We start from the raw sequence: 19,767 nt of genomic DNA, 5'->3' as shown, positions 1-19,767 counted from the left end.
GCGACCCCTCATCCGGCCCTTCGGGCCACCTTCTCCCGCAGGGGGAGAAGGGTGAGGCGGCGCCCGCCGTCACGCCTTCTCGATGCGGGTCGCCCCGCGCATATAGGGAACCAGCGCCTCCGGCACGGTGATCGAGCCGTCGGCGTTCTGGTAGTTCTCCATAACCGCGATCAGGGCGCGGCCGACCGCCGTGCCCGAGCCGTTGAGGGTGTGGACGAAGAACGGACCCTTGCCGTCCCTAGTCTTGTAGCGGGCGTTCATCCGCCGCGCCTGGAAATCGCCGCAGACCGAGCAGGACGAGATCTCGCGATAGGTCTTCTGGCCCGGCAGCCAGACCTCGATGTCGTAGGTCTTCTGCGAGGCAAAGCCCATGTCACCGGTGCACAAAGTCATCACGCGATAATGCAGGTCGAGCTTCTTCAGTACGGCCTCGGCGCAGGCGAGCATGCGCTCATGCTCCTCGTGCGACTTTTCCGGTGCGGTGATCGAGACGAGCTCGACCTTCTCGAACTGGTGCTGGCGCAGCATGCCGCGGGTGTCGCGACCGGCAGAGCCGGCCTCGGCCCGGAAGCACGGCGTCAACGCGGTGAAGCGGCGCGGCAGCTCCTCCTCGGAGAGGATCGATTCGCGCACCAGATTGGTCAGCGGCACCTCGGCGGTGGGGATGAGCCAGAACTGCTCGCTAGTGTCAGCGGCTTCAATAAGTTCTTGCACTTTTTCGAAGGCTGATCCTTTAGCCTCCAGCTGTTGGTCCAACGGCGCAAGGATTTCGTTCAACCTATTGCCGCGCCATTCCATATCGGCTGCCATGAACTGGTCGTCGCGGAACTTCGGCAGCTGCGCCGTGCCGAACATCGCGTCGTCCCGCACCATCAGCGGCGGGTTGACCTCGGTGTAGCCATGCTCCTCGACATGGGTGTCGAGCATAAACTGGCCGATGGCGCGGTTGAGCCGCGCGAGCCCACGGTCGAGCACGACGAAGCGCGAGCCCGAGAGCTTCGCCGCCTTCTCGAAGTCCATCTGGCCGAGCGCCTCGCCGAGCTCGAAATGCTCCTTCGGCTGGTTGACGCCGATCAGGCGCTTGCCGCCCTGCTCCGGCTTTTCGCCATGGCGGCTGTATTCGACATTGCCGTGCTCGTCGGCGCCTTCCGGCACGTCCTCATGCGGCTGGTTCGGGATCGCCGCGAGCTGCTCGCTGAGCGCCTCGACCGCGGCCCGCTCCTCCGCCTCGAGCGCAGGACCGGCATCCTTCAGCGCCGCGACCTCGGCCTTGAGCTTCTCGGCGAGGGCGAGGTCCTTCGCGCCCATCGCCTTCCCGATCTCCTTGGAGAGGGCGTTGCGGCGCTCCTGCGCGGCTTGCGCCTTGGCGATGGCCGCACGGCGGGTGTCGTCGAGCGCGAGCAGCGAGGAGGACAGCGCCTCCAGCCCGCGCCGCTTCAGCCCCCGGTCGAACGCTTCCGCATTCTCGCGAATCCATTTGATGTCGTACATCGCCAGTCACGCCGTTAATCGAAAGAGCGTGATGCTGTAGACCGGGACGGCGCGCGAGGGAACTGCCATCCTTGGCAGCTGCCTATCCACCGCCCTCCCCGTCATCCTGGACAAGCCGCGCCAGCGGCGCAGCTCCGGGATCCATCACGGAACTCCGGAGTTCTACGATGGATCCCGGGACTTCGCTGCGCGAAGCCCAGGATGACGGAAAGGGAGCACCCCGATCAATCCAAATGGATGGTGTCGTAGAGGTCCCGCCAAGTTGGGTTGCTGGCATTGATCAGCGCGACCTTCCGCTCGCGCCGCCAGCGCTTCATCAACTTCTCTTGCGCGATGGCTTCGGCGGCGCGCGCGAAACGCTCGGCATAGACGAGATGGACGACCCCATATTTCCGGGCGAACTCAGAGCCCCTGCCCTCTCGGTGCTCGGCCATGCGCCGGCTCAGGCTGTTGGTAACGCCGACATAGAGCGTCCCGTTCCAGCCGCTGGCCATGATGTAGACCCACACCATCACCTCCGTCATTCCGGTCGCAGCGAAGCGAAGCACCGGAACCCATCGTAGTGCACATCGCTCTAGGATGGATTCTGGATCTGCGCCGCTTTCCGGCCGGAATGACGAGTTCAGCCGAAGCCGTTCAGCGACCTACTCGCCGGCCTTCTCTGCCGCCTCTTCCGCCGCCTTCTTCTCGTCGCGCTTCTTCTCGACATGGCGCACCGCGAATACCGAGAGCTCGTAGAGCAACAGCATCGGCACGGCGAGCATCAGCTGCGAGATCACGTCCGGCGGCGTCAGCACGGCTGCGACCACGAAGACGAAGACGATGGCGTAGCGGCGCTTCTCCTTCAGGAACTGCGAGGAGACGATCCCGGCCTGACCGAGCAGGGTCAGGATCACCGGCAGCTGGAAAGAGACGCCGAAGGCGAAGATCAGCGTCATGATCAGCGAGAGATATTCGCTGACCTTGGGCAGGAGCTGGATGCCGGCCTGTCCCTCGGTCGCCGCCTGCTGCATGCCGATCGAGAACTTCATCAGCACCGGCATGGCGAAGAAATAGACCATGGCCGCGCCGAGCACGAAGAAGATCGGCGTTGCCGCGAGATAGGGCGCGAAGGCCTGGCGCTCGTTCTTGTAGAGCCCCGGCGCGACGAATTTGTAGATCTGCGTCGCGATCACCGGGAAGGCGAAGAAGCCCGCGCCGAACGCCGCGATCTTGATCTGCGTGAAGAGATATTCCAGCGGCGCCGTGTAGATCAGCTGGACATTGGCGCCCGGCCCCGCCGCCCAGACATAGGGCTGGACCAGGAGATTGTAGATCTGCGTCGCGAAGGCGAAGCAGACGAAGAACATGATCAGGAAGGCGACCAGCGACTTGATAAGCCGCGCGCGCAGCTCGATCAGATGGTCGATCAGCGGAGCGCGCGAGGCCTCGATCTCATCTTCGCCCTCGCGATCCGAAGGCGTCTTCACCTCGGCGAGGCTCATGCCGGGCTCCCGTCTTCATTCTGGGCGGCCTTGGGCTTGCGCTTGCGGGCGGGCTTGGCGACCGGCTCCGGCGACGCGGCTTCGGCCTCCGGGATCACGGGCTCCTCGGTGGCGACCGTCTTGCGCCGGCGCTTCGGCTTGGCCGGCTCCTCGGCGGCCGCAACCGGTGCCGGATCGATCACGATTTCTGGCAAGGGCTCCGGCCCGGGAATCGCCGCGAGCTTGGCTTCCGCCTCCTTGACCGCCGCCTCGTCGGGCTTCGGCGCCGCGGGCGTACCAAAGTCCTTCATCGGCTCGATCGGGTCGAAATTGGTCGAGGCCTGCACCGAGGTGCCGATGTCCTCGACCTGCTTCTTCAGGTCGTGAAGCTCCGCCTCGCGCATCGCATCGTTGAACTGCCCCTGGAATTCCGCGGCCATGCGCCTGACCTTGCCGACCATCTGTCCGGCAGTGCGCAGCGCGCCCGGCAATTCCTTGGGGCCGATCACGATGAGCGCGACGCCCCCGACCAGCAATAATTCGCTCCAGGCGATGTCGAACATCGACGGCTAGTCCTCTCGCCACCCACGCCGCTCTAGAGCATGCGCGGCCGCAAGTGGAAACCACTTTTGCGGGCCGGCCTGCTCGAGATATCGATCCAGCGCATTCCTCTGCGTCCGGCCGCGCGCGACCGATCGGGACGCACGCTGGCGGCGCGCCATCAGGCCTTGGTTTCGGCCTTGGCAGGGGCGGGATTGGCCGTCTGCGCGTTGTGGTCGATCACCTTGGGATCGGCCGGCTGCGCGGCGGTCTCCGGCGGATCATCCTCCGCCATGCCCTTCTTGAACGACTTGATGCCCTTCGCGACGTCGCCCATCAGCTCCGAGACCTTGCCGCGGCCGAAGAGCAGCATGACGATGACACCGACGACGACCCAGTGCCAGATACTGACGCCACCCATCGCAAATTCCTCCGAATTGAACCCAGCCTCCGACCTCCCAGCCGGGCCAGTCGCTTGTGCCGGAAACTAGGTGTCCCCAGCAGGGAACACAAGGACTTCGTCGGTCGAGATGTCGAGACCGACATCCTCGCCCTCGCGAACCGACCCCGGTTGCGCGAAGCGCGCCGTGAGCGGCTTGTCGAGCCCGTCGACCGCGATCTGGAGCTCGTCCACCTCGCCAAGGAAGCGCCGCATCACCACCCTGCCGGGCAGGCAGAAGCCCCTGGGCACGAGCCGGACGCCTTGCGGGCGTACGCAGACCACCGCGGCCGCGCCTTCGGCCAGTCCATTCGCGGGAAAGCGGCCGATCGGCGTATCGACGGCGCCGCGCACGACCGTCCCGTCGATTTCGGTAAGATCGCAGAAAAATCGGGCGGCAAAGAGGCTGATGGGCTTGCGATAGAGCTCCTCGCCTGTACCGATCTGAACGATCCGACCCTGGCGCATCAGCACGATCCGATCGGCGATCCGCATCGCATCCTCGGGATCATGGGTGACGATGATCGAGGTCGCGCCGATTTCATCGAGCAGCGCCATGGTCTCGTCGCGCACCGTGTCGCGCAGGCGCCGGTCGAGATTGGAGAAGGGCTCGTCCATCAGGAGCACGCCGGGCCGCGGCGCCACCGCCCGCGCCAGCGCGACGCGCTGCTGCTCGCCGCCCGAAAGCATGTGTGGATAAGCCTCGGCGAGATCGGCGAGGCCGACGCGCGCGATCGCCCGCAGGGCCGTGGCATCCGCCTGCGCATCGCCATAGCCACGCAGGCCGAAGCGGACATTCTCGCGCACACTGAGATGTGGGAACAACGCGTAGTCCTGGAAGACCAGCCCGACGCCGCGCTCCTCCGGCTCGACGAAGGCGTCGGCCGAGGCGACATCCCTCCCCTCGAGCAGAACCCGGCCAGCGCTCGGCCGCTCGACGCCGGCGGCGAGCCGCAGCAGCGTCGTCTTGCCGCAGCCGGAATGACCGAGCAGCGCAATGACCTCTCCCGGCGCGACCGTCAGCGAGACGGCGTCCAGCGCGGTCACGCCGCCGAATCGCTGCGTCACCTCGTCGAAGCCGAGCGAGACCGGGATGGCGGCGCCGGCGGTGCCGCGCCGTCCCCAGCCCAGCCGGCGCATCATGCTTTCGCTACGAGCCAATACGTTCTCCAAAATTGATGAAATCCTCGTCATCCTGGGCTTCGCGCAGCGAAGTCCCGGGATCCATCGCAAAGAGCGGAGACCTACGATGGATTTCGGACTACGCCGCTGAAGCGGCTTGTCCAGGACGACGGGGCGGGCGTGGGGTCGACATACCCTACTCGCCCGCGCTGTGCGGCGGCTAGCCGCCTTCGTCAAGCGGGCTGAACAGGTCGCCGAGCGGATCCTCGTCGGCGCGCAGGTCCGGATCGTCGTCCGGAACCGGCACCGAGAGGTCCTTGGAGAGCCGGCCTTCGATGAAGCCGGCGCCCTTCAATTCGTCGAGCCCGGGCAGGTCGTCGATGCGGTCGAGCCCGAAATGGTCGAGGAAGCCCTTCGTGGTGCCGAAGGTCACCGGCCGCCCGGGCGAGCGGCGGCGGCCACGCAGCCGCACCCAGCCGGCCTCGAGCAGGATGTCGAGCGTGCCCTTGGCCGTGGCGACCCCGCGGATCTCCTCGATCTCGGCCCGCGTCACCGGCTGGTGATAGGCGATGATCGACAGGATCTCGAGCGCGGCGCGCGAGAGCCTGCGCGGCGCCTCGGCCTCCGGCGCCAGCAGATAGGCAAGATCGGGCGCGGTGCGGAAGGCGAAGCCGCCGGCGACGCGCTTCAGCGTCACGCCGCGCATCGCATAGCTTTGCTCCAGTGCCACCAGCACCTTTTCGATCGGCACATTGGCCGGCACCGACTTGGCGAGCTCCTCGGCCGAAAGCGGCGCGGTCGAAGCGAAGAGCAGCGCCTCCGCGATGCGACAGGCGCGAGCCAGCGCCTCGGCGCCGTCCCAGCGCTCGTCTTCCTCGTCCCTCTGGGCTTCGGCCGGGGCCATGCGGATCAGGTCCTCACAATCCCAGAGACGGCGGCCGGGACGAGCGCCGACGGACATAGAGCGGCGCGAAGGCGCCGTCCTGGCGCAGGTCGAGCAAGCCCTCGCGCACCATTTCGAGCATGGCCGAGAGCGAGGAGGCCTTCACCGTCGCCGTCATCGTCTCGGCCGGCATGCCATGGCTCTGCATGTACTGCGCGAGATAGCCGTCGAGCGCCGTCCACTCACCGGCTTCGCCGACCAGCCGCGACAGCGCCTCGCGCGCCTCGACCAGCGAGAGCACCTGTCGGTGGCCGACGCTCATCGGCGTGCGCACATGGCGCTGGCGCTGCTGCGCATAGGCGGCGAGCAGATCGTAGAGCTCGGCCTCCCAGACCGGGCGCACCCCGGCGACCACCGCCTCCGGCGCCCCGCGCGCGAAGACGTCGCGGCCGAGCCGCTCGCGCACCGCCAGGCGCTGCGCCGCCGCCCGGATCGCTTCCAGCCGCTTCAGCCGCAAGGCGAGCGCGGTCGCAAGCTCGGCCGCACTCGGCTCCTCGCCCTTGGGAGGCTCCGGCAGGAGCAGGCGCGATTTCAGATAGGCGAGCCAGGCCGCCATCACGAGATAGTCGGCAGCGAGCTCGAGGCGCAGTTCCCGCGCCCGCTCGACGAAGGACAGATACTGCTCCGCCAGCGCCAGGATCGAGATTCGCGCCAGATCGACCTTTTGGCGCCGGGCGAGATCGAGCAGGAGATCGAGCGGCCCTTCATAGCCGTCGACGTCGATCAGGAACGCCGGCTCCTCCACCGCGCACTCGGGCGCGGCGCTCTCCTCGAAAGGCAGTTCAGCGGCCATCGTCGGCCCATCCCCGATACAATATCGCTTGTGGGTTCACAGCCCTCATCCTGAGGAGCCGCCCTCGGGTCCGGCCTTTGGCCGGCCCAAGGATAAACTCCGCGGCATCTCGAAGGAGGTTCCAGCGCCTCTGGAAGCATCCTTCGAGACGCGAGCGCGCTCGCTCCTCAGGATGAGGGCTATGAGTGACCCCAGCGTCTCAGCCCCAACGCATGCAGGTTCGGCCTAACTTCCGCCCAAGGCAAGGGCGCTGGCGAGCTGGGCACGTGCCGCGTCGACGTCGATCGGCTCCGGCTCATGGCGGATGCGCGCCAGCGCCATCGCCGCCCGCCGCGCCCGCTGCCCCGTCATCGTCGGCACCGCCCCGGCGACGGCGACCATCTCGTCCATGATGCCATGGCAATGCAGCACGACGTCGACACCGGCCCGGATCGCCGCCTTCGACTTCTCGGCGAAGCTGCCGGAAAGCGCCTTCATCGAGATGTCGTCGGTCATGATCAGCCCGTCGAAGCCGAGCTCGCCGCGCATCACCTCACGGACGATCCGGCGCGAGGTCGTCGCCGGCTTGCGCGCGTCGAGGGCGGTGAAGACGACATGCGCCGTCATCGCCAGCGGCATGTCGGCGAGATGGCGGAAGGGCGTAAAATCATGGGCGCGCAGCGCGTCGAGGCTCGCCTCGACCACCGGCAGGTCGTGATGGCTGTCGGCCTGCGCCCGGCCATGGCCGGGCATGTGCTTGATCACCGGCAGCACGCCGCCGGCGAGCAGGCCCTCGGCCGCCGCCCGGCCGAGCCTGGCCACCATCACGGGATCGCGCGCATAGGCGCGGTTGCCGATCACGTCATGGCTGCCGGCGACCGGCACGTCGAGTACCGGCAGGCAGTCGACATCGATGCCGACGCTTTTGAGGTCATGCGCCATCAGCCGCGCCGAGAGCCTGACGATCTCGCGCTGCTGCACGGGGTCGTTGATCGCGAGGAAGGCCAGCGCCGGCGGATAGGGCGGCCAGTGCGGCGGCCCCATGCGCTGTACCCGCCCGCCCTCCTGGTCGATCAGGATCGGCGCATGCCAGCCGACGCATTCGCGCATCGAGGCGGTCAGCGCCGCGACCTGCGCCGGGTCCTGGGTGTTGCGCTTGAACAGGATGAAGCCCCAGGGCCGGGCGTCGCGGAAGAAGGCGCGCTCGTCTTGAGTGAGGCTCGTGCCGAGGCAGCCGGCGATGAAGGCGCGCGAGGTCATGCGACAGGCGTAGGAATGCCGGCCCTGCCGGTCAAGCGGGTGGCGTCGTCGAATTGTGGGTTGGCGCTTGCGGCAGCCGCCTCCCGGCCTAGACTTTCGTCAGCCCCGTGACGCGAGACCGCATAGCCATGATCGACGAAGCCCCGCTGCTGACCATCCGCAAGACCTTCGAGCGCCCGCAGGCCAGCCTGATCGCAGCCTTGAAGGGCGCCCCGACGGCCCAGATATCCGACGCCATGCATGCCGGCGGCGCGATGGATTTCGCGATCAAGGCGCCGCCCGGACTGCCGGAATTCTTCATCGGGACCGCCCTCACCTGCGATTGCGGTCCCGGCGACAATCTCGCGGTCTGCGCGGCCGTCGCTTTGGCCGAGCCAGGCGACGTGATCGTCGCCGCGACCCACGGCTTCACCCAGGCCGGCATCATCGGCGATCTCCTGGCCGGCATGATGAAGAACCGCGAGGTCGCCGCCTTCGTCACCGACGGCGTCGTACGCGACATCGCCGATCTGCGCCGCATCGGCCTGCCGGTGTTCTCAAAGGGCGCGACGCCCTCCTCCGTGCACCGCTCGGGCCCCGGCACGGTCGGGCTGCCCATCGTCTGCGGCGGCATCGCGATCGAATCGGGCGACATCCTGATCGGCGATCCCGACGGCGTCGTCGTGGTGCCGCGTCGCCGCGCCGCCGAGATCGTCGAGCGGCTGAAGGTGGTGCGGACCAATGAGGGCGGGCTGCTCTCCGAGGTTACCGCCGGGCTCGACGCCCCGGGTTTCGTCATCGAATTGCTGGCGAGCAGCCGGGTACGCTATCTCGACTGAGCAGGCGCCAGCTGCGACCGGCTTGAATCAGATTGGCTGGATCCGGCCGCAAGCCATTGACCGAACAGCCGGATCAGCGCGCCCGCAACGCGGGCGGCATTCGTTGGGAACCGCTTCGTCATCCCGACCGGGCCGCGCCCAGCCGGGATGAGTGTATCGGGTCCGCCGCTCAGCGCAGCTGCGCCGCCGCCTGGGCGTTGAAGGCGTCGAAGGGCAGCTCGGCGACGCGGAACCAGAGCTGTTCCTTCTTCCAGTAGGGCAGGAAGGAATCCCAGAACGTCTTGAAGTTCGGGTTGCTGGCGGCAAGCTCGGCGTAGAGCGCGAAGGCCTCCTTGAAGGCCGCCTGCATCACGTCCTGCGGGAAGGGACGCAGCTCGGCGCCGGTGCCGACCAGGCGGATCAGCGCATCCGGGTTGCCATGGTCGTACTTGGCCATGCACAGCGCATTGGCCTCGGCACAGGCGGCCTCGACGATCGCGCGGTAATGCGCCGGCAGCGCGTTCCACTTGTCCATGTTGGCGATGAAGCTGACATTGGCGCAGCCTTCCCAGAAGCCCGGATAGTAGTAGTACTTCGCCACCTTCTGGAAGCCGAGCTTCTCGTCGTCATAGGGACCGGAGAACTCGGCCGCATCGAGCGTGCCACGCTCCAGCGCCGGATAGATGTCGCCGCCGCCGAGGGTCTGCGGCACCACGCCGAGCTTCGACATGATCCGGCCGCCGAGACCGGCGATGCGGAACTTCAGGCCCTGGAGATCGGCGACCGATTTGATCTCCTTGCGGAACCAGCCGCCCATCTGCGCCCCGGTATTGCCGGAGGGGATGGTGTGGATGTTGAACTTCTTCATGAAGTCGCGGCAGAGCTCGAGCCCGCCGCCGGCATAGAGCCAGGCGTTCTGCTGGCGGGTGTTCATGCCGAAAGGCAGCGAGGTCTCGAAGGCGAAGGCGGTGTCCTTGCCGATATAGAAGCTCGCCAGAGTGTGGCTGCATTCGACCGTGCCGTTCTGCACCGCGTCGAGCGCCTGGAGCGCCGGCACGATCTCGCCGGCCGCGAAGGTCTGGATCTGGAACTGGCCGTCGGTCGCCTCGGCGACGCGCTTGGCGACCTGGGTCGAGATGCCGAACAGCGTGTCGAGGCTCTTCGGATAGCTCGAGGTCAGACGCCAGCTGACCTTCGGCATCGACTGGGCCACTGCCGGAGCGGCGATGGCGGCGCTGCCGGCGGCACCCGCGCCAGCCGACTTGATGAATTTGCGACGGTCCATGGCTTTCCTCTTGCTTGCGAGCGTTCGCGCCTCTCGGGCGGCACTGCTCGTCAGGGTAGCGCGACGCTACTGCTACCGCCCTAGCGGCAAAACGGCACGGCCGGAAGGGCCGCATGCGCCCTAGACGGGGCGGAAAGCGGGATCGGTTGCGCCTGAAACCGCACGATCCACGGAAAAATTTCGAAGAAGCGTGCGCCGGATGGCACGACGCACACGGCGTTCAAGCGATCTGCCGAATGGCCGAAGCGGTGCCCAAGCGCCGGCATGCAGACTGCCGGCGAGCGACGGGGACGGTTACGGGCTCCGATACCCGATCGTGAGGAATACCCTCCGACCGGCTGAATCGATTCGGGTTCAGCGCTCGACGCTCCTGGCAAGCAGCCCTGCCGCCAGCATGGCGAGGCGGCAGACCGCGCGCGTGCCGAGCCCGCCGACATCCTGCTGCGGCACGAACTCGACGATGTTGAAGCCGATGATCGGCGCGCGCTCGGCGACCCCGTTCAGCAGATCGACGACATCGCCGAATCCGAGCCCGCCCGGCGCGCGGCCGAGCACGCCCGGCACCACCGAGGGATCGAAGCCGTCGACATCGAAGCAGACCACGACGGGGCGACCGGCCGGCACGCACTGCGCGGCATGGGCGATGCCCTTGGCCCTGAGCATGCGCATATCGATCAATTGCGCGCCGGCAGCCCGCGCATCGATGACCTCGGCCTCGCGGGCGCTGCCGATACCATGCGCGCCGACCTGGACGATCGCCTTGACGCCGGAAAGCTCGGAGGCCCGCCGCATCGTGCTCGACAGCCCGAAGCGCTCGCCCTCGACCTCCTCGCGCCAGTCGATATGCGCATCGACCTGCAGGACGCTGATCTCGCCGCGGGCGGCGAAGGCGCGCAGCGCGGGAATCTGCACACTGTCGTCGCCGCCCAGCAGCAGGGGTGCAGTCCCTCGTGCCAACAGGCTCGTATAGACGGCCTCGATCCGCGCCCGGTTCCCGGCGAGATCGGCCGGGTCGAAAGCGATGTCGCCGCAATCGACCAGCCTGTCCCGCTCCCGGAGCAGCGGGCCGCCCAGATCGAAATCATAGTGCCCGCGCCGCACCGCCTGGGGCGCGCTCGCGGCCCGAATCGCGCCCGGTGCCGCGGCGCTGTGAGGCGAGCCGGATCGGTAGGGCGTCGCCCCGGGGATGCCGATCACCGCGACAGAGCCGGGCGAGACCGCATCGTAATGAACGGCCTCGCCGCCGAGGAAGACGGCACCATCGGCGGGCCGGGAGATCGGATCGAGAGACATGACGGAAGACCGCGGAGCTGGAAGGACGAGGCCCCAGCCTGCCCCGCGGCGAACGCCGGAGGCAAGCACGCCGGGGGCACCCCTCGCCCGGCCCGTCATGCATGGCGGCAAATGGAAACGCCGGCCGCGAATGTCGCGGCCGGCGCTGATCGAATGACGGCGAGACCGCCAGATCCGCTATGGCGGGCTCAGTTCTTGGCGATGAAGCACTGCCCGCCGGCGGCCTGGAGCGCGGTGCACATCGTCGCGGCATCCTCGCGCGAATAGGGACCGACGCGCAGGCGATAGACGGTCTTGCCGCCTGCGAGCTCGGTCTTGCGCACGATCGGGCTCTGGCCGCTGAGCTGGGTCGGGTATTTGCGCTGCAGAGCCGCGAAAGTCGCGCGCGCCTCGGCCTCGCTGCCCGGCGCCGCCAGCTGCACGGCGAATCCGCCATTGGCGTCGGCGCGAGGCGCGGCCGGCGCGGCGCTGGTCGGAGCAACCGGGTCGAGCGCAGCCGTGCGGGTCCGCGGCGGCGGCGTGACGGCGGCCGGCGACGTCGTCGGCGCGGCGGCGCGATCCTGCACCTTGGCGGCGTCGACCGTCGGCGTCGCCGCCGCACGGCTGACCGGCGCGGAGCCCGTCACCATCGGCTGCGGTGCGGGCGCCGCCGCACCATTGCCCGCCGGCGGAACCGGGGTGCCATCCGGGCGGATCGCGACGGTACGGACCTTGCGCGGCTCGCCCAGACCCGGCACGGGCGGAACCGCGATCAGCCCCGGCTCGCCGGAAGCGAGCGCCGCGCTGGTCGTGTCGGACGAACCCGGGCGAGAAGGCATGGAGCGCGCCGCCTGCTGGACATCGACCGGCTGCTCCTCGCGGCTGACCACCTTGGTCTCGGCCGCGGGGGTCTCGCCGGAGCGCTCATAGATCTGCTTGTTCTGGTTGGGAATCTCGGCGCCGCCGGGATTGACCGGAGCGACCTTCGTCGGCGCGGCGTCGGCGCTGATCACCGGCGGCTGGCCATCGGCTCCGACCGTCGGGCGCGAGCCGCGGAAGGTCATGGCGAGGCCGACGCCGGCAACGGTGACGGCGATCACGGCAGCAGCCGCCCACAACCCCTTGCGCGAACGCGGCTGGGCATATTGGCGCGCATCCTCCTCGGCCTGCTGCGGCTGGGCATAATCCTCGGGCAACGCCCGGTCGTAACCGACCGGGTAGCCCTGCTGCACCGCCTCGTCGAGATCGCGGGGCTCCTCAGGCACATAGGCGTGCGCGCCGGCCTCCACCTGCGGCACATAGGCCGGCGCCGCATAGCCATGCTGCGAGGCGGCCGGCTGGTCATATTCGGCATAGCCGGCTTCAGGATACGCGGTTTCCTGGCGGTGCGCCTGCTCATGAAACTGCGCCTGCACGGGCACCATCGGGGCGGCGGGAGCCCTTCCAGGCTCAGTCCGGCGCAGCAGAGCCTCGAACTCGTCCAGGGCGCCCATCAACTCGGCCGGAGGCTGCGCAGCCTCGGCCGGAGCCTGGCTTGCGGGTGCCGGGTGGAAGGAAGGCTCGACGCGGGCCGTCGCCGGCCAGTGCGCCGGAGCCTCGGCCACGGGCCGGACGGGAGCCGCCGCCGGAGCCGCGACTGGCGCGGCAACAGGCGCAGCCGGGCGGCCGCTGAACAATTCCTTGAGCGGATCGTCCTGGCCGACGAGCCTGGTCAACTCCATCAGCGGATCGTTCGCCGAGCCCGGCTTCTGCGGCTGGGCCGCGCCGCGGAGCTGGCGCTCGAGGTCATCCAGATCGAGGGCGAAACGGTTTCTAGCTGGCTCGCTCATGACGTGATCCATTCCAGCGCGCTGCCAGCGCCATCAAAGAACGGCGGCAGCGCGCGGTCAATCTGACGAAAGCCCGGCCAGCCTGCCTTCCGGCACGCCCAACCAATCCCGCTCCCGCATCGATCCCGGCAGACGCTGGCCGGATCTTCTGATCCGCAGGGCGCCCGAGGCGACGGGGGCAGACCCGTCAGCGCATCTCTTCCGGCGCCGCCACACCGACGACCGCCAGACCGGAAGCAAGGACGCTGCGCACCGCATGCACGAACGCCAATCTTGCTGCGGTCGACTTTCGATCAGTTTGATTAACGAACCGTAATTGCGGCGAGTCTTTGCCCTTGTTCCAGAGCGAGTGGAAGGCGCTCGCCAGTTCGTGGACGAAGAAGGCGACACGATGAGGCTCGTGTGACGAAGCCGCGGCATCGATCATCCTCGGATAGGCGGCGATCATCTTGACGATGCCGATCTCCGACTCGTCGGTGAGCAGCCCGAGATCGGCCTGCGCCAGCGCCTGCGGCGAGAGATCGAGGTCCGGGAAGGCTTCCTTCGCCTGCCGGAAGATCGAGGCGCAGCGCGCATGGGCATACTGGACGTAGAAGACCGGGTTGTCCTTCGACTGCTCGACGACCTTGGCGAGGTCGAAGTCGAGCGTCGCGTCGTTCTTGCGGAAGATCATCATGAAGCGCACCGCGTCGCGGCCGACCTCGTCGATGACCTCGCGCAGGGTGACGAAGTCGCCGGAGCGCTTCGACATGCGGACCTGCTCGCCATTGCGCAGCAGCCGCACGAGCTGGCAGAGCTTGACGTCGAGCGCGCCCTCCCCGCTCGTCACCGCCTTCACCGCCGCCTGCATGCGCTTGACATAGCCGCCATGGTCGGCACCCCAGACGTCGATCATCTCGGCGAAGCCGCGCGTGAACTTCGAGCGGTGATAGGCGATGTCGTTGGCGAAATAGGTGTAGCTGCCATCCGATTTCAGCAGCGGCCGGTCGACATCGTCGCCGAATTTGGTGGCGCGGAACAGGGTCTGCTCGCGGTCCTCCCAATCCTCGTCCTTCTGGCCCTTGGGCGGCGGCAGGCGGCCCTCATAGATCAGGTCTCGGGCCCGCAGATCCTCGATCGTCTGGTGCACGGCATCGGCATTGCCGTCCCGGCCCTGCAGCGAGCGTTCCGAGAAGAAGACCTCGTGAACGACGCCGAGCGCGGCGAGATCGTCGCGGATCATCGCCATCATGCCGTCGATCGCCGCCTGGCGCACGGTCGGCAGCCAGTCCCATTCGGCCTTGCCGAGCAAGGCCTGCCCGTGCTCGCGCGCCAGCGCCTCGCCGACCGCGACGAGATAATCGCCGGGATAGAGCCCTTCGGGGATCGCACCGATCTCCTCGCCCAGCGCCTCGCGATAACGCAGGAAGGCCGAGCGGGCGAGAACATCGACCTGCGCGCCGGCGTCGTTGATGTAGTATTCGCGGGTGACATCGTGACCGGCGAAAGCGAGCAATGCCGACAGGGCATCGCCGAAGACCGCGCCGCGGCCATGGCCGACATGCATCGGCCCGGTCGGATTCGCCGAGACATATTCGACGTTGATCTTCGGCTCAGGCTTCGGCCGGCCGCGGCCATGCTCGGCTCCGGCGAGCACCGCCGATTTCAGAACCGCGGTGAACACGGCGGGCTGCAGCGTAATGTTGATGAAGCCCGGCCCGGCGATCTCGGCCTTGAGGACATCAGCGTCCTTGGCGAGTTCGGCGACGATCAGCTCGGCGAGCGCGCGCGGCGCCATGCCGGCCTCCTTGGCGAGCACCATGGCGGCGTTGATCGCAAGATCGCCATGGGCCGGATCCTTCGTCGGCTCGACCACGACCCGCGCCAGCGAAAGCCCGGCGGGGATGCGGCCGGCCTCCGCCATTCCGGAGAGGATGGCGGCGAGGCGCGCGGAGAAAGTCTCGAAAATATTCATGGCGACCAGCGATTTTCGACGGAGATTGATGGATTTCGAAGGATTGACCGGCCCGGCCCTATCGCAGCGACGGAGTGGCGTCAAACAGCCGGCGATGCTCGCCGAGCGCGTAGGAGTCGGTCATCCCGGCGATATAGTCGGCGATCCGGCGGGCCCGGCGGGCCTCGTCCAGCGTCGCGCAGTCCGCCGACCATTCGCCCGGCATCGCCTCAGGCGCGGCGTTGAACCGGTCGAACAGGTCGCGCACCACATCGGCCGCCTGCTGGCGGATCACCTTGATGCGCGGATGGCGATACATGTTCGGATAGAGGAAACCCTTGATCGCCTTGTCGGCCGCCGCGATCCGCTCGGAGAAGGCGACGACCGGCGCCCCGGCCCGGCGGATCGCGTCGACATCGGCCGGAGCGAGCGCCGCGATCAGAGCTTCGGAATGGCCGATCACGTCCTCGACGAAGCGGGTGATGACACGGCGCACCAGTTCGTTGGTGGCGCGTGGCTTTTCGAGCCCCGGATGCAGCCTCTCGATCTCGTCGAGCAATCCGGCGAGGAAGGGCACCGCGCGCAGTTCCGCGAGCTCGAACATGCCGGCGCGCAGCCCGTCATCGATGTCATGGGCGTTGTAGGCGATGTCGTCGGCGAGCGCCGCGGCCTGCGCCTCGGCCGAGGCGTGCGTGGCGAGCCAGAGATCCTGCTTGGCCTGGTATTCGACGATCGCCGCCGGGATGCCCGTCGCGGCATAGCGCGGCACCGGCCGGCCATCGGCTTCGACCAGCGGGCCGTTGTGCTTGACCAGCCCCTCGAGCGTCTCCCAGGTCAGGTTCAGCCCGTCGAAACCGGCATAGCGCCGCTCCAGCCGGGTCACGATCCGCAGGGTCTGGGCATTGTGATCGAAGCCGCCGAAATCCTTCATGCATTCGTCGAGCGCATCCTCGCCGGTATGGCCGAAGGGCGTGTGGCCGAGGTCGTGCGCCAGCGCCAGCGCCTCGGCGAGGTCCTCGTCGAGGCCGAGCGCCCGGGCGAGCGCGCGGGCGATCTGAGCCACCTCGATCGAATGGGTCAGCCGGGTGCGGAAATGATCGCCCTCATGCGAGACGAAGACCTGGGTCTTGTGCTTCAGCCGACGGAAGGCGGTGGAATGGATGATGCGGTCGCGATCGCGCTGGAAGGGGTTGCGCGTCGCGGAACCCGGCTCCTCGACCAGCCGGCCACGGCTCGTGGCGGTCCGGCAGGCATAGACGGCGCGCCAGCGATCGCCCGGCTCGCGCGGCGGATGAAGCGGATCTTGTGCTGGCGCCATGTTCGCTCGCTCGATGTTCGCTCGCTGCTTGGCTGCCCACCGGTGGAGGCGGCTTGAACGGGCGCAGGCTGGCCATTACCTTTGCGGGCGAGGCAGGAGCAAGGATGTTCTGCGCATGACGACCGCAATCGAGGCCAATCCGCGCGCGATCTCGCTGACCGACAAGGCGGCGGGGCGCATTGTCGCGGTCATGGCCAAGGAGCCGCCGGGCTCGATGCTGCGTGTCAGCGTCGCTGGCGGCGGCTGCTCGGGTTTCCAATATGTCTTCGACATCGACCAGGAGAAGGCGCCGGGCGACATCGTGATCGAGCGCAGCGGCGCGACCGTGCTCATCGACGAGACCTCGGTCGACCTGCTCGAAGGCTGCACGATCGATTTCGTCGACGATCTCGTCGGCCAGTCGTTCAAGATCACCAATCCGAACGCCACCGCCTCCTGTGGCTGCGGCACGTCCTTCGCGCTCTAAAGTCCGGTCAGTTCGGCAGAATGACCTGCCGGAAGGCGCGCAACAGATCGGGATCGAGCTTGCCGGTCATGGCCGCCAGGGTACCGTAGGCCTGCTCGGGCCCCATCGGTGCCTTGTAGGAGCGCCGCTCGATCAGCGCCGCATAGACGTCGCAAATGGTGATCATCCGCACCAGATCGGAGACCTCGTCGGCACGCAGGCCGCGCGGGTAGCCGGAACCGTCGAGATATTCGTGATGGCTATAGGCGGCGTCGACGATCTCGCGCTCGAATCCGCCCTGCCTGCGCAGCATCTCGTAGCCGACCCGCGGATGCTCGCGCACGATCCGCATCTCTTCCGCCGTCAGCGCGCCCGGCTTGTGCAGGATGGCGAGCGGGATGCGCGCTTTGCCGACATCGTGCAGAAGCGCCGCTCCGGTCACCAGCCGGCGCGCAGTTTCGGGAAAGCTGAGCCGCTCCGCGAAGGCAGCGGCGAGGCCGGCGACCAGCAGGCAATGCTGATAGGTGGCATCGTCATGGCTCCAGACCATGTCGAGCCAGGCGCCGAGATCGCGCTGGTCGGCGGCGCGATTGATCGCCTCGATGCCGCCATCGAGCGCCGCCGGGGACAGAGCATCGCCCCTCGCCGCCCGCTCCAGCATGTCGGCTACGACGACCGAGGCCGCGACGAATTGCTGCTGGACCGGCTGCGAATCCCCGGCCCCATTGAGCATCCGGCCAACCTCGCCGAGCAGGACCTTGGCCGGCGCATCGGCCGAGAGCACGGCACTGGCGCCAATCGCATTGGCCTGCACGGCCGTCCGTGGCGAGGGGTCGCGCAGCAGGCACAGGAACGGAGTTCCGGCACTTCTATGGCTGGCGAGCGTGCGCCGTACCGCCTCGACCGAGGCACGGTTGGACAGGTCGACATCGCTGATCAGCAAATGCCGCGACGCCGGCCGCACCGCCACCGGCCGGTTCAGGTCGACCACGGCGCAAGGTCCCCACAGCGACAGCAGCCGGTCGAGCTTGTGAGATTGTTCTGGGCGGTCGGTGATCAGTAGCACGGTGATCGGCATATCCTCGCAACGAGATCACCTTTGCCACGGTTCCCTGAGACCGGATGAAACGGAATCGCTCAAATTTTTCGTTTCGCCTTGAAAAATCCAAGTCGAGCGAAATCCCTCATGACCGCAGGGCCTGTCTGCGCATCGCGTTCGCCTCGGCATATTGCAGCAGCAGATCGAGATCCTCGCGGGCGATGTCGAGGGAATCGCCCATCTGCGCCAGGGCCTCATCGATGTCGGAGGGGCTGAACGTCGCCGGCGGCTCCGGCTGAGGCGGCGCATGGCCGGCAGTCATGTGACGATGCGGATAGCTGCGGCGCGTGAGGCCGTGGAAGGCGACGCCGAGCGCGACCAGCGAGAGCGAGCACAGCCCGACCGGCACGAAGGGGAATAACAGCCCCCACTCCATGACGACCGGCCCGCCGAGCACGGCGGTGAGCGCGACGGCGCCACCTGGCGGATGCAGCGAGCGCGTCAGCGACATCGCCGCGATGGCGAGCGCGACGGCCAGCGCAGCCGCGATCGTCAGGTCAGGCACGGCCCAGCCGGCGGCGAGCCCCACGAAGGCGGAGATCACGTTGCCGCCGATCACCGGCCAGGGCTGCGCAAGCGGACTCGCCGGTACCACGAAGACCAGGACCGCCGAAGCCCCGATCGGCGCCAGGACGAGCGGTGCATGGACGGGGAAGGCAAAGCCGGCCGCGGCGGTGAGCGCGATCGCGGCAAACACGCCGGCGCAGGCCGCGGTGCGCTCGGCCAATGTCGCGCCAGCCAGGATCGGGTGGAACAGCTTCACGGCCGGCTCTCCGGAGCAGCCCTCCCGACCAGCCGGTCGCGCGAGGCAGCCCCCATTTCAGTATCGGGCCGCCTCTATAATATGCATTGCGCACAACTCAACGGAAATTTAGATATTTCACATAAATTTACGTCAATTAACCGGCCGTGCTGCCGTGCATGTCCGGCGCGCAACAAAAAAGGCGCCCGAAGGCGCCCTTCCGAGAGATTTTTCTTCTCAATGCGAGCTGGGTGGCCCGCCCTGCTCGAGCCTGATCTCGGCGGCCATCAGCCCCTTCGGCCCCGGCCCATAGCGAACCAGAACCGTCTGGCCGGGGATCAGCTCGACGATGCCGTAGCGGCGCAGCGTCTCCATATGGACGAAGATGTCGGGCGCGCCCTCGCCGGCCGAGACGAAGCCGAAGCCGCGCAGCCGGTTGAACCATTTCACCACCATGCGCTCGAGCCCGCTGGTCGGTGTCACCGTGGCATTGGTGCGCGGCATCGGCATTTCCGCCGGATGACGCCCGGCGGAGGTGTCGATCGAGAGCACCCGGATCGCCTGGCGACCACGCGCCTTCGCGACCACTTCGAGAACGATGCGCGCGCCTTCGGCGATGGCGTTGAAGCCGTCGCGCTTCAGGATCGTGACGTGGACGAGGATGTCGCTGCCGCCGTCTTCCGGCACGACGAAGCCGTAGCCCTTGCTGACGTCGAACCATTTGACGTAGCCCGCCAGCTCGACGCCTGCATCGACGAAGCCAGCCTCGGGGCCGTCGAGCCGCACGACCCGGTTGAGCGATTGGATCGGTCCGAGTGGGGGCCTCCCACCATCGCCGTACTCGTCGGACATGTGCCGCTCATCTCCGATGCGAAATCTGATTCGTCTTGCGACGATAGCACCGCAGCGGACTCGCGAAACAGCGCCAACCCTTTCATCCACATGATCGAGGCCGAAAATATACTGGGATGGCCGCCCTCGGGCCGGCCTTCGCCCCTATGGTCGACGGCTCGCCCG

The 19,767-nt window shown here is 67.9% G+C and carries 19 protein-coding genes; 2 read left to right on the top strand and 17 right to left on the bottom strand.

Annotation, left to right across the window (positions count from 1 at the left end):
* Positions 1 to 69 precede the first annotated feature (69 nt).
* The 9 genes from serS to nagZ form a co-directional block, all read right to left on the bottom strand.
* Positions 70 to 1,491 carry a serine--tRNA ligase gene (gene serS, locus AC3RCC_RS13905; RefSeq protein ID WP_492255635.1) on the bottom strand — a complete coding sequence of 474 codons (1,422 nt, stop codon included), beginning with the start codon at positions 1,489 to 1,491 and terminating at the stop codon, positions 70 to 72.
* A 224-nt stretch (positions 1,492 to 1,715) separates the two neighbouring features.
* On the bottom strand, positions 1,716 to 2,003 hold the full coding sequence (locus AC3RCC_RS13900) for a GIY-YIG nuclease family protein (protein ID WP_291638721.1): 288 nt from the start codon (positions 2,001 to 2,003) through the stop codon (positions 1,716 to 1,718).
* A gap of 132 nt (positions 2,004 to 2,135) precedes the next feature.
* A complete protein-coding gene (tatC, locus tag AC3RCC_RS13895; RefSeq protein ID WP_492255634.1) occupies positions 2,136 to 2,975 on the bottom strand; it encodes a twin-arginine translocase subunit TatC in 840 nt (279 codons plus the stop codon).
* Positions 2,972 to 3,517, bottom strand: a complete 546-nt coding sequence (gene tatB, locus AC3RCC_RS13890; RefSeq protein ID WP_492255633.1) for a Sec-independent protein translocase protein TatB — start codon at positions 3,515 to 3,517, stop codon at positions 2,972 to 2,974. The genes tatC and tatB overlap by 4 nt, the downstream gene beginning before the upstream one ends.
* A gap of 158 nt (positions 3,518 to 3,675) precedes the next feature.
* A complete protein-coding gene (locus tag AC3RCC_RS13885; RefSeq protein WP_291638718.1) occupies positions 3,676 to 3,915 on the bottom strand; it encodes a twin-arginine translocase TatA/TatE family subunit in 240 nt (79 codons plus the stop codon).
* A gap of 66 nt (positions 3,916 to 3,981) precedes the next feature.
* The gene (locus AC3RCC_RS13880; protein ID WP_291648940.1) at positions 3,982 to 5,094 is read right to left on the bottom strand and encodes an ABC transporter ATP-binding protein; all 1,113 of its coding nucleotides are present in this window, start codon (positions 5,092 to 5,094) and stop codon (positions 3,982 to 3,984) included.
* 181 nt (positions 5,095 to 5,275) lie between these two features.
* Positions 5,276 to 5,959, bottom strand: a complete 684-nt coding sequence (gene scpB, locus AC3RCC_RS13875; protein WP_492255632.1) for an SMC-Scp complex subunit ScpB — start codon at positions 5,957 to 5,959, stop codon at positions 5,276 to 5,278.
* A 13-nt stretch (positions 5,960 to 5,972) separates the two neighbouring features.
* Entirely contained in the window at positions 5,973 to 6,791 is an 819-nt protein-coding gene (locus AC3RCC_RS13870) for a segregation and condensation protein A (protein WP_492255631.1), read from the bottom strand.
* Between the two features lie 225 nt (positions 6,792 to 7,016).
* Entirely contained in the window at positions 7,017 to 8,030 is a 1,014-nt protein-coding gene (nagZ, locus tag AC3RCC_RS13865; protein ID WP_492255630.1) for a beta-N-acetylhexosaminidase, read from the bottom strand.
* Between the two features lie 128 nt (positions 8,031 to 8,158).
* On the opposite strand from nagZ, the gene AC3RCC_RS13860 reads away from it, so the two are divergent.
* Positions 8,159 to 8,848: an RraA family protein gene (locus AC3RCC_RS13860; protein WP_291638713.1), complete on the top strand. Its 690-nt coding sequence runs from the start codon at positions 8,159 to 8,161 to the stop codon at positions 8,846 to 8,848.
* Between the two features lie 169 nt (positions 8,849 to 9,017).
* On the opposite strand, the gene AC3RCC_RS13855 is transcribed toward AC3RCC_RS13860, so the two are convergent.
* The 5 genes from AC3RCC_RS13855 to AC3RCC_RS13835 form a co-directional block, all read right to left on the bottom strand.
* Positions 9,018 to 10,112, bottom strand: coding sequence for a TRAP transporter substrate-binding protein (locus tag AC3RCC_RS13855; RefSeq protein WP_492255629.1), 1,095 nt, complete (start codon positions 10,110 to 10,112; stop codon positions 9,018 to 9,020).
* 354 nt (positions 10,113 to 10,466) lie between these two features.
* Positions 10,467 to 11,405, bottom strand: a complete 939-nt coding sequence (locus AC3RCC_RS13850; protein WP_492255628.1) for an arginase family protein — start codon at positions 11,403 to 11,405, stop codon at positions 10,467 to 10,469.
* Positions 11,406 to 11,593: 188 nt separating this feature from the next.
* Positions 11,594 to 13,213, bottom strand: a complete 1,620-nt coding sequence (locus AC3RCC_RS13845) for an SPOR domain-containing protein (protein WP_492255627.1) — start codon at positions 13,211 to 13,213, stop codon at positions 11,594 to 11,596.
* A 187-nt stretch (positions 13,214 to 13,400) separates the two neighbouring features.
* Positions 13,401 to 15,167 carry an arginine--tRNA ligase gene (gene argS / locus AC3RCC_RS13840; RefSeq protein ID WP_492255626.1) on the bottom strand — a complete coding sequence of 589 codons (1,767 nt, stop codon included), beginning with the start codon at positions 15,165 to 15,167 and terminating at the stop codon, positions 13,401 to 13,403.
* A gap of 58 nt (positions 15,168 to 15,225) precedes the next feature.
* On the bottom strand, positions 15,226 to 16,464 hold the full coding sequence (locus AC3RCC_RS13835) for a deoxyguanosinetriphosphate triphosphohydrolase (RefSeq protein WP_492255625.1): 1,239 nt from the start codon (positions 16,462 to 16,464) through the stop codon (positions 15,226 to 15,228).
* Positions 16,465 to 16,579: 115 nt separating this feature from the next.
* Here AC3RCC_RS13835 and AC3RCC_RS13830 point away from each other — a divergent pair, with 115 nt between their 5' ends.
* On the top strand, positions 16,580 to 16,930 hold the full coding sequence (locus tag AC3RCC_RS13830; RefSeq protein ID WP_291638707.1) for a HesB/IscA family protein: 351 nt from the start codon (positions 16,580 to 16,582) through the stop codon (positions 16,928 to 16,930).
* A gap of 7 nt (positions 16,931 to 16,937) precedes the next feature.
* On the opposite strand, the gene AC3RCC_RS13825 is transcribed toward AC3RCC_RS13830, so the two are convergent.
* The 3 genes from AC3RCC_RS13825 to AC3RCC_RS13815 form a co-directional block, all read right to left on the bottom strand.
* A complete protein-coding gene (locus AC3RCC_RS13825) occupies positions 16,938 to 17,975 on the bottom strand; it encodes an HD-GYP domain-containing protein (RefSeq protein WP_492255624.1) in 1,038 nt (345 codons plus the stop codon).
* A gap of 118 nt (positions 17,976 to 18,093) precedes the next feature.
* The gene (locus AC3RCC_RS13820) at positions 18,094 to 18,771 is read right to left on the bottom strand and encodes an HPP family protein (protein ID WP_291638705.1); all 678 of its coding nucleotides are present in this window, start codon (positions 18,769 to 18,771) and stop codon (positions 18,094 to 18,096) included.
* A gap of 216 nt (positions 18,772 to 18,987) precedes the next feature.
* A complete protein-coding gene (locus tag AC3RCC_RS13815) occupies positions 18,988 to 19,602 on the bottom strand; it encodes a cold-shock protein (protein WP_291638704.1) in 615 nt (204 codons plus the stop codon).
* Positions 19,603 to 19,767 lie beyond the last annotated feature (165 nt).

It is taken from the genome of Allobosea sp. GW823-FHT01F03 (genome assembly GCF_058798075.1).
The sequence above is the reverse complement of the archived record's forward strand: the minus strand, read 5'-3'. Positions and strand labels throughout refer to the sequence as shown.

Coding starts and splice junctions, on each gene's coding strand:
- serS (WP_492255635.1), bottom strand. CDS start 1,491: ATGTACGACATCAAATGGATTCGCGAGAATGCGGAAGCGTTCGACCGG.
- AC3RCC_RS13900 (WP_291638721.1), bottom strand. CDS start 2,003: ATGGTGTGGGTCTACATCATGGCCAGCGGCTGGAACGGGACGCTCTAT.
- tatC (WP_492255634.1), bottom strand. CDS start 2,975: ATGAGCCTCGCCGAGGTGAAGACGCCTTCGGATCGCGAGGGCGAAGAT.
- tatB (WP_492255633.1), bottom strand. CDS start 3,517: ATGTTCGACATCGCCTGGAGCGAATTATTGCTGGTCGGGGGCGTCGCG.
- AC3RCC_RS13885 (WP_291638718.1), bottom strand. CDS start 3,915: ATGGGTGGCGTCAGTATCTGGCACTGGGTCGTCGTCGGTGTCATCGTC.
- scpB (WP_492255632.1), bottom strand. CDS start 5,959: ATGGCCCCGGCCGAAGCCCAGAGGGACGAGGAAGACGAGCGCTGGGAC.
- AC3RCC_RS13870 (WP_492255631.1), bottom strand. CDS start 6,791: ATGGCCGCTGAACTGCCTTTCGAGGAGAGCGCCGCGCCCGAGTGCGCG.
- nagZ (WP_492255630.1), bottom strand. CDS start 8,030: ATGACCTCGCGCGCCTTCATCGCCGGCTGCCTCGGCACGAGCCTCACT.
- AC3RCC_RS13860 (WP_291638713.1), top strand. CDS start 8,159: ATGATCGACGAAGCCCCGCTGCTGACCATCCGCAAGACCTTCGAGCGC.
- AC3RCC_RS13855 (WP_492255629.1), bottom strand. CDS start 10,112: ATGGACCGTCGCAAATTCATCAAGTCGGCTGGCGCGGGTGCCGCCGGC.
- AC3RCC_RS13850 (WP_492255628.1), bottom strand. CDS start 11,405: ATGTCTCTCGATCCGATCTCCCGGCCCGCCGATGGTGCCGTCTTCCTC.
- AC3RCC_RS13845 (WP_492255627.1), bottom strand. CDS start 13,213: ATGAGCGAGCCAGCTAGAAACCGTTTCGCCCTCGATCTGGATGACCTC.
- argS (WP_492255626.1), bottom strand. CDS start 15,167: ATGAATATTTTCGAGACTTTCTCCGCGCGCCTCGCCGCCATCCTCTCC.
- AC3RCC_RS13835 (WP_492255625.1), bottom strand. CDS start 16,464: ATGGCGCCAGCACAAGATCCGCTTCATCCGCCGCGCGAGCCGGGCGAT.
- AC3RCC_RS13830 (WP_291638707.1), top strand. CDS start 16,580: ATGACGACCGCAATCGAGGCCAATCCGCGCGCGATCTCGCTGACCGAC.
- AC3RCC_RS13815 (WP_291638704.1), bottom strand. CDS start 19,602: ATGTCCGACGAGTACGGCGATGGTGGGAGGCCCCCACTCGGACCGATC.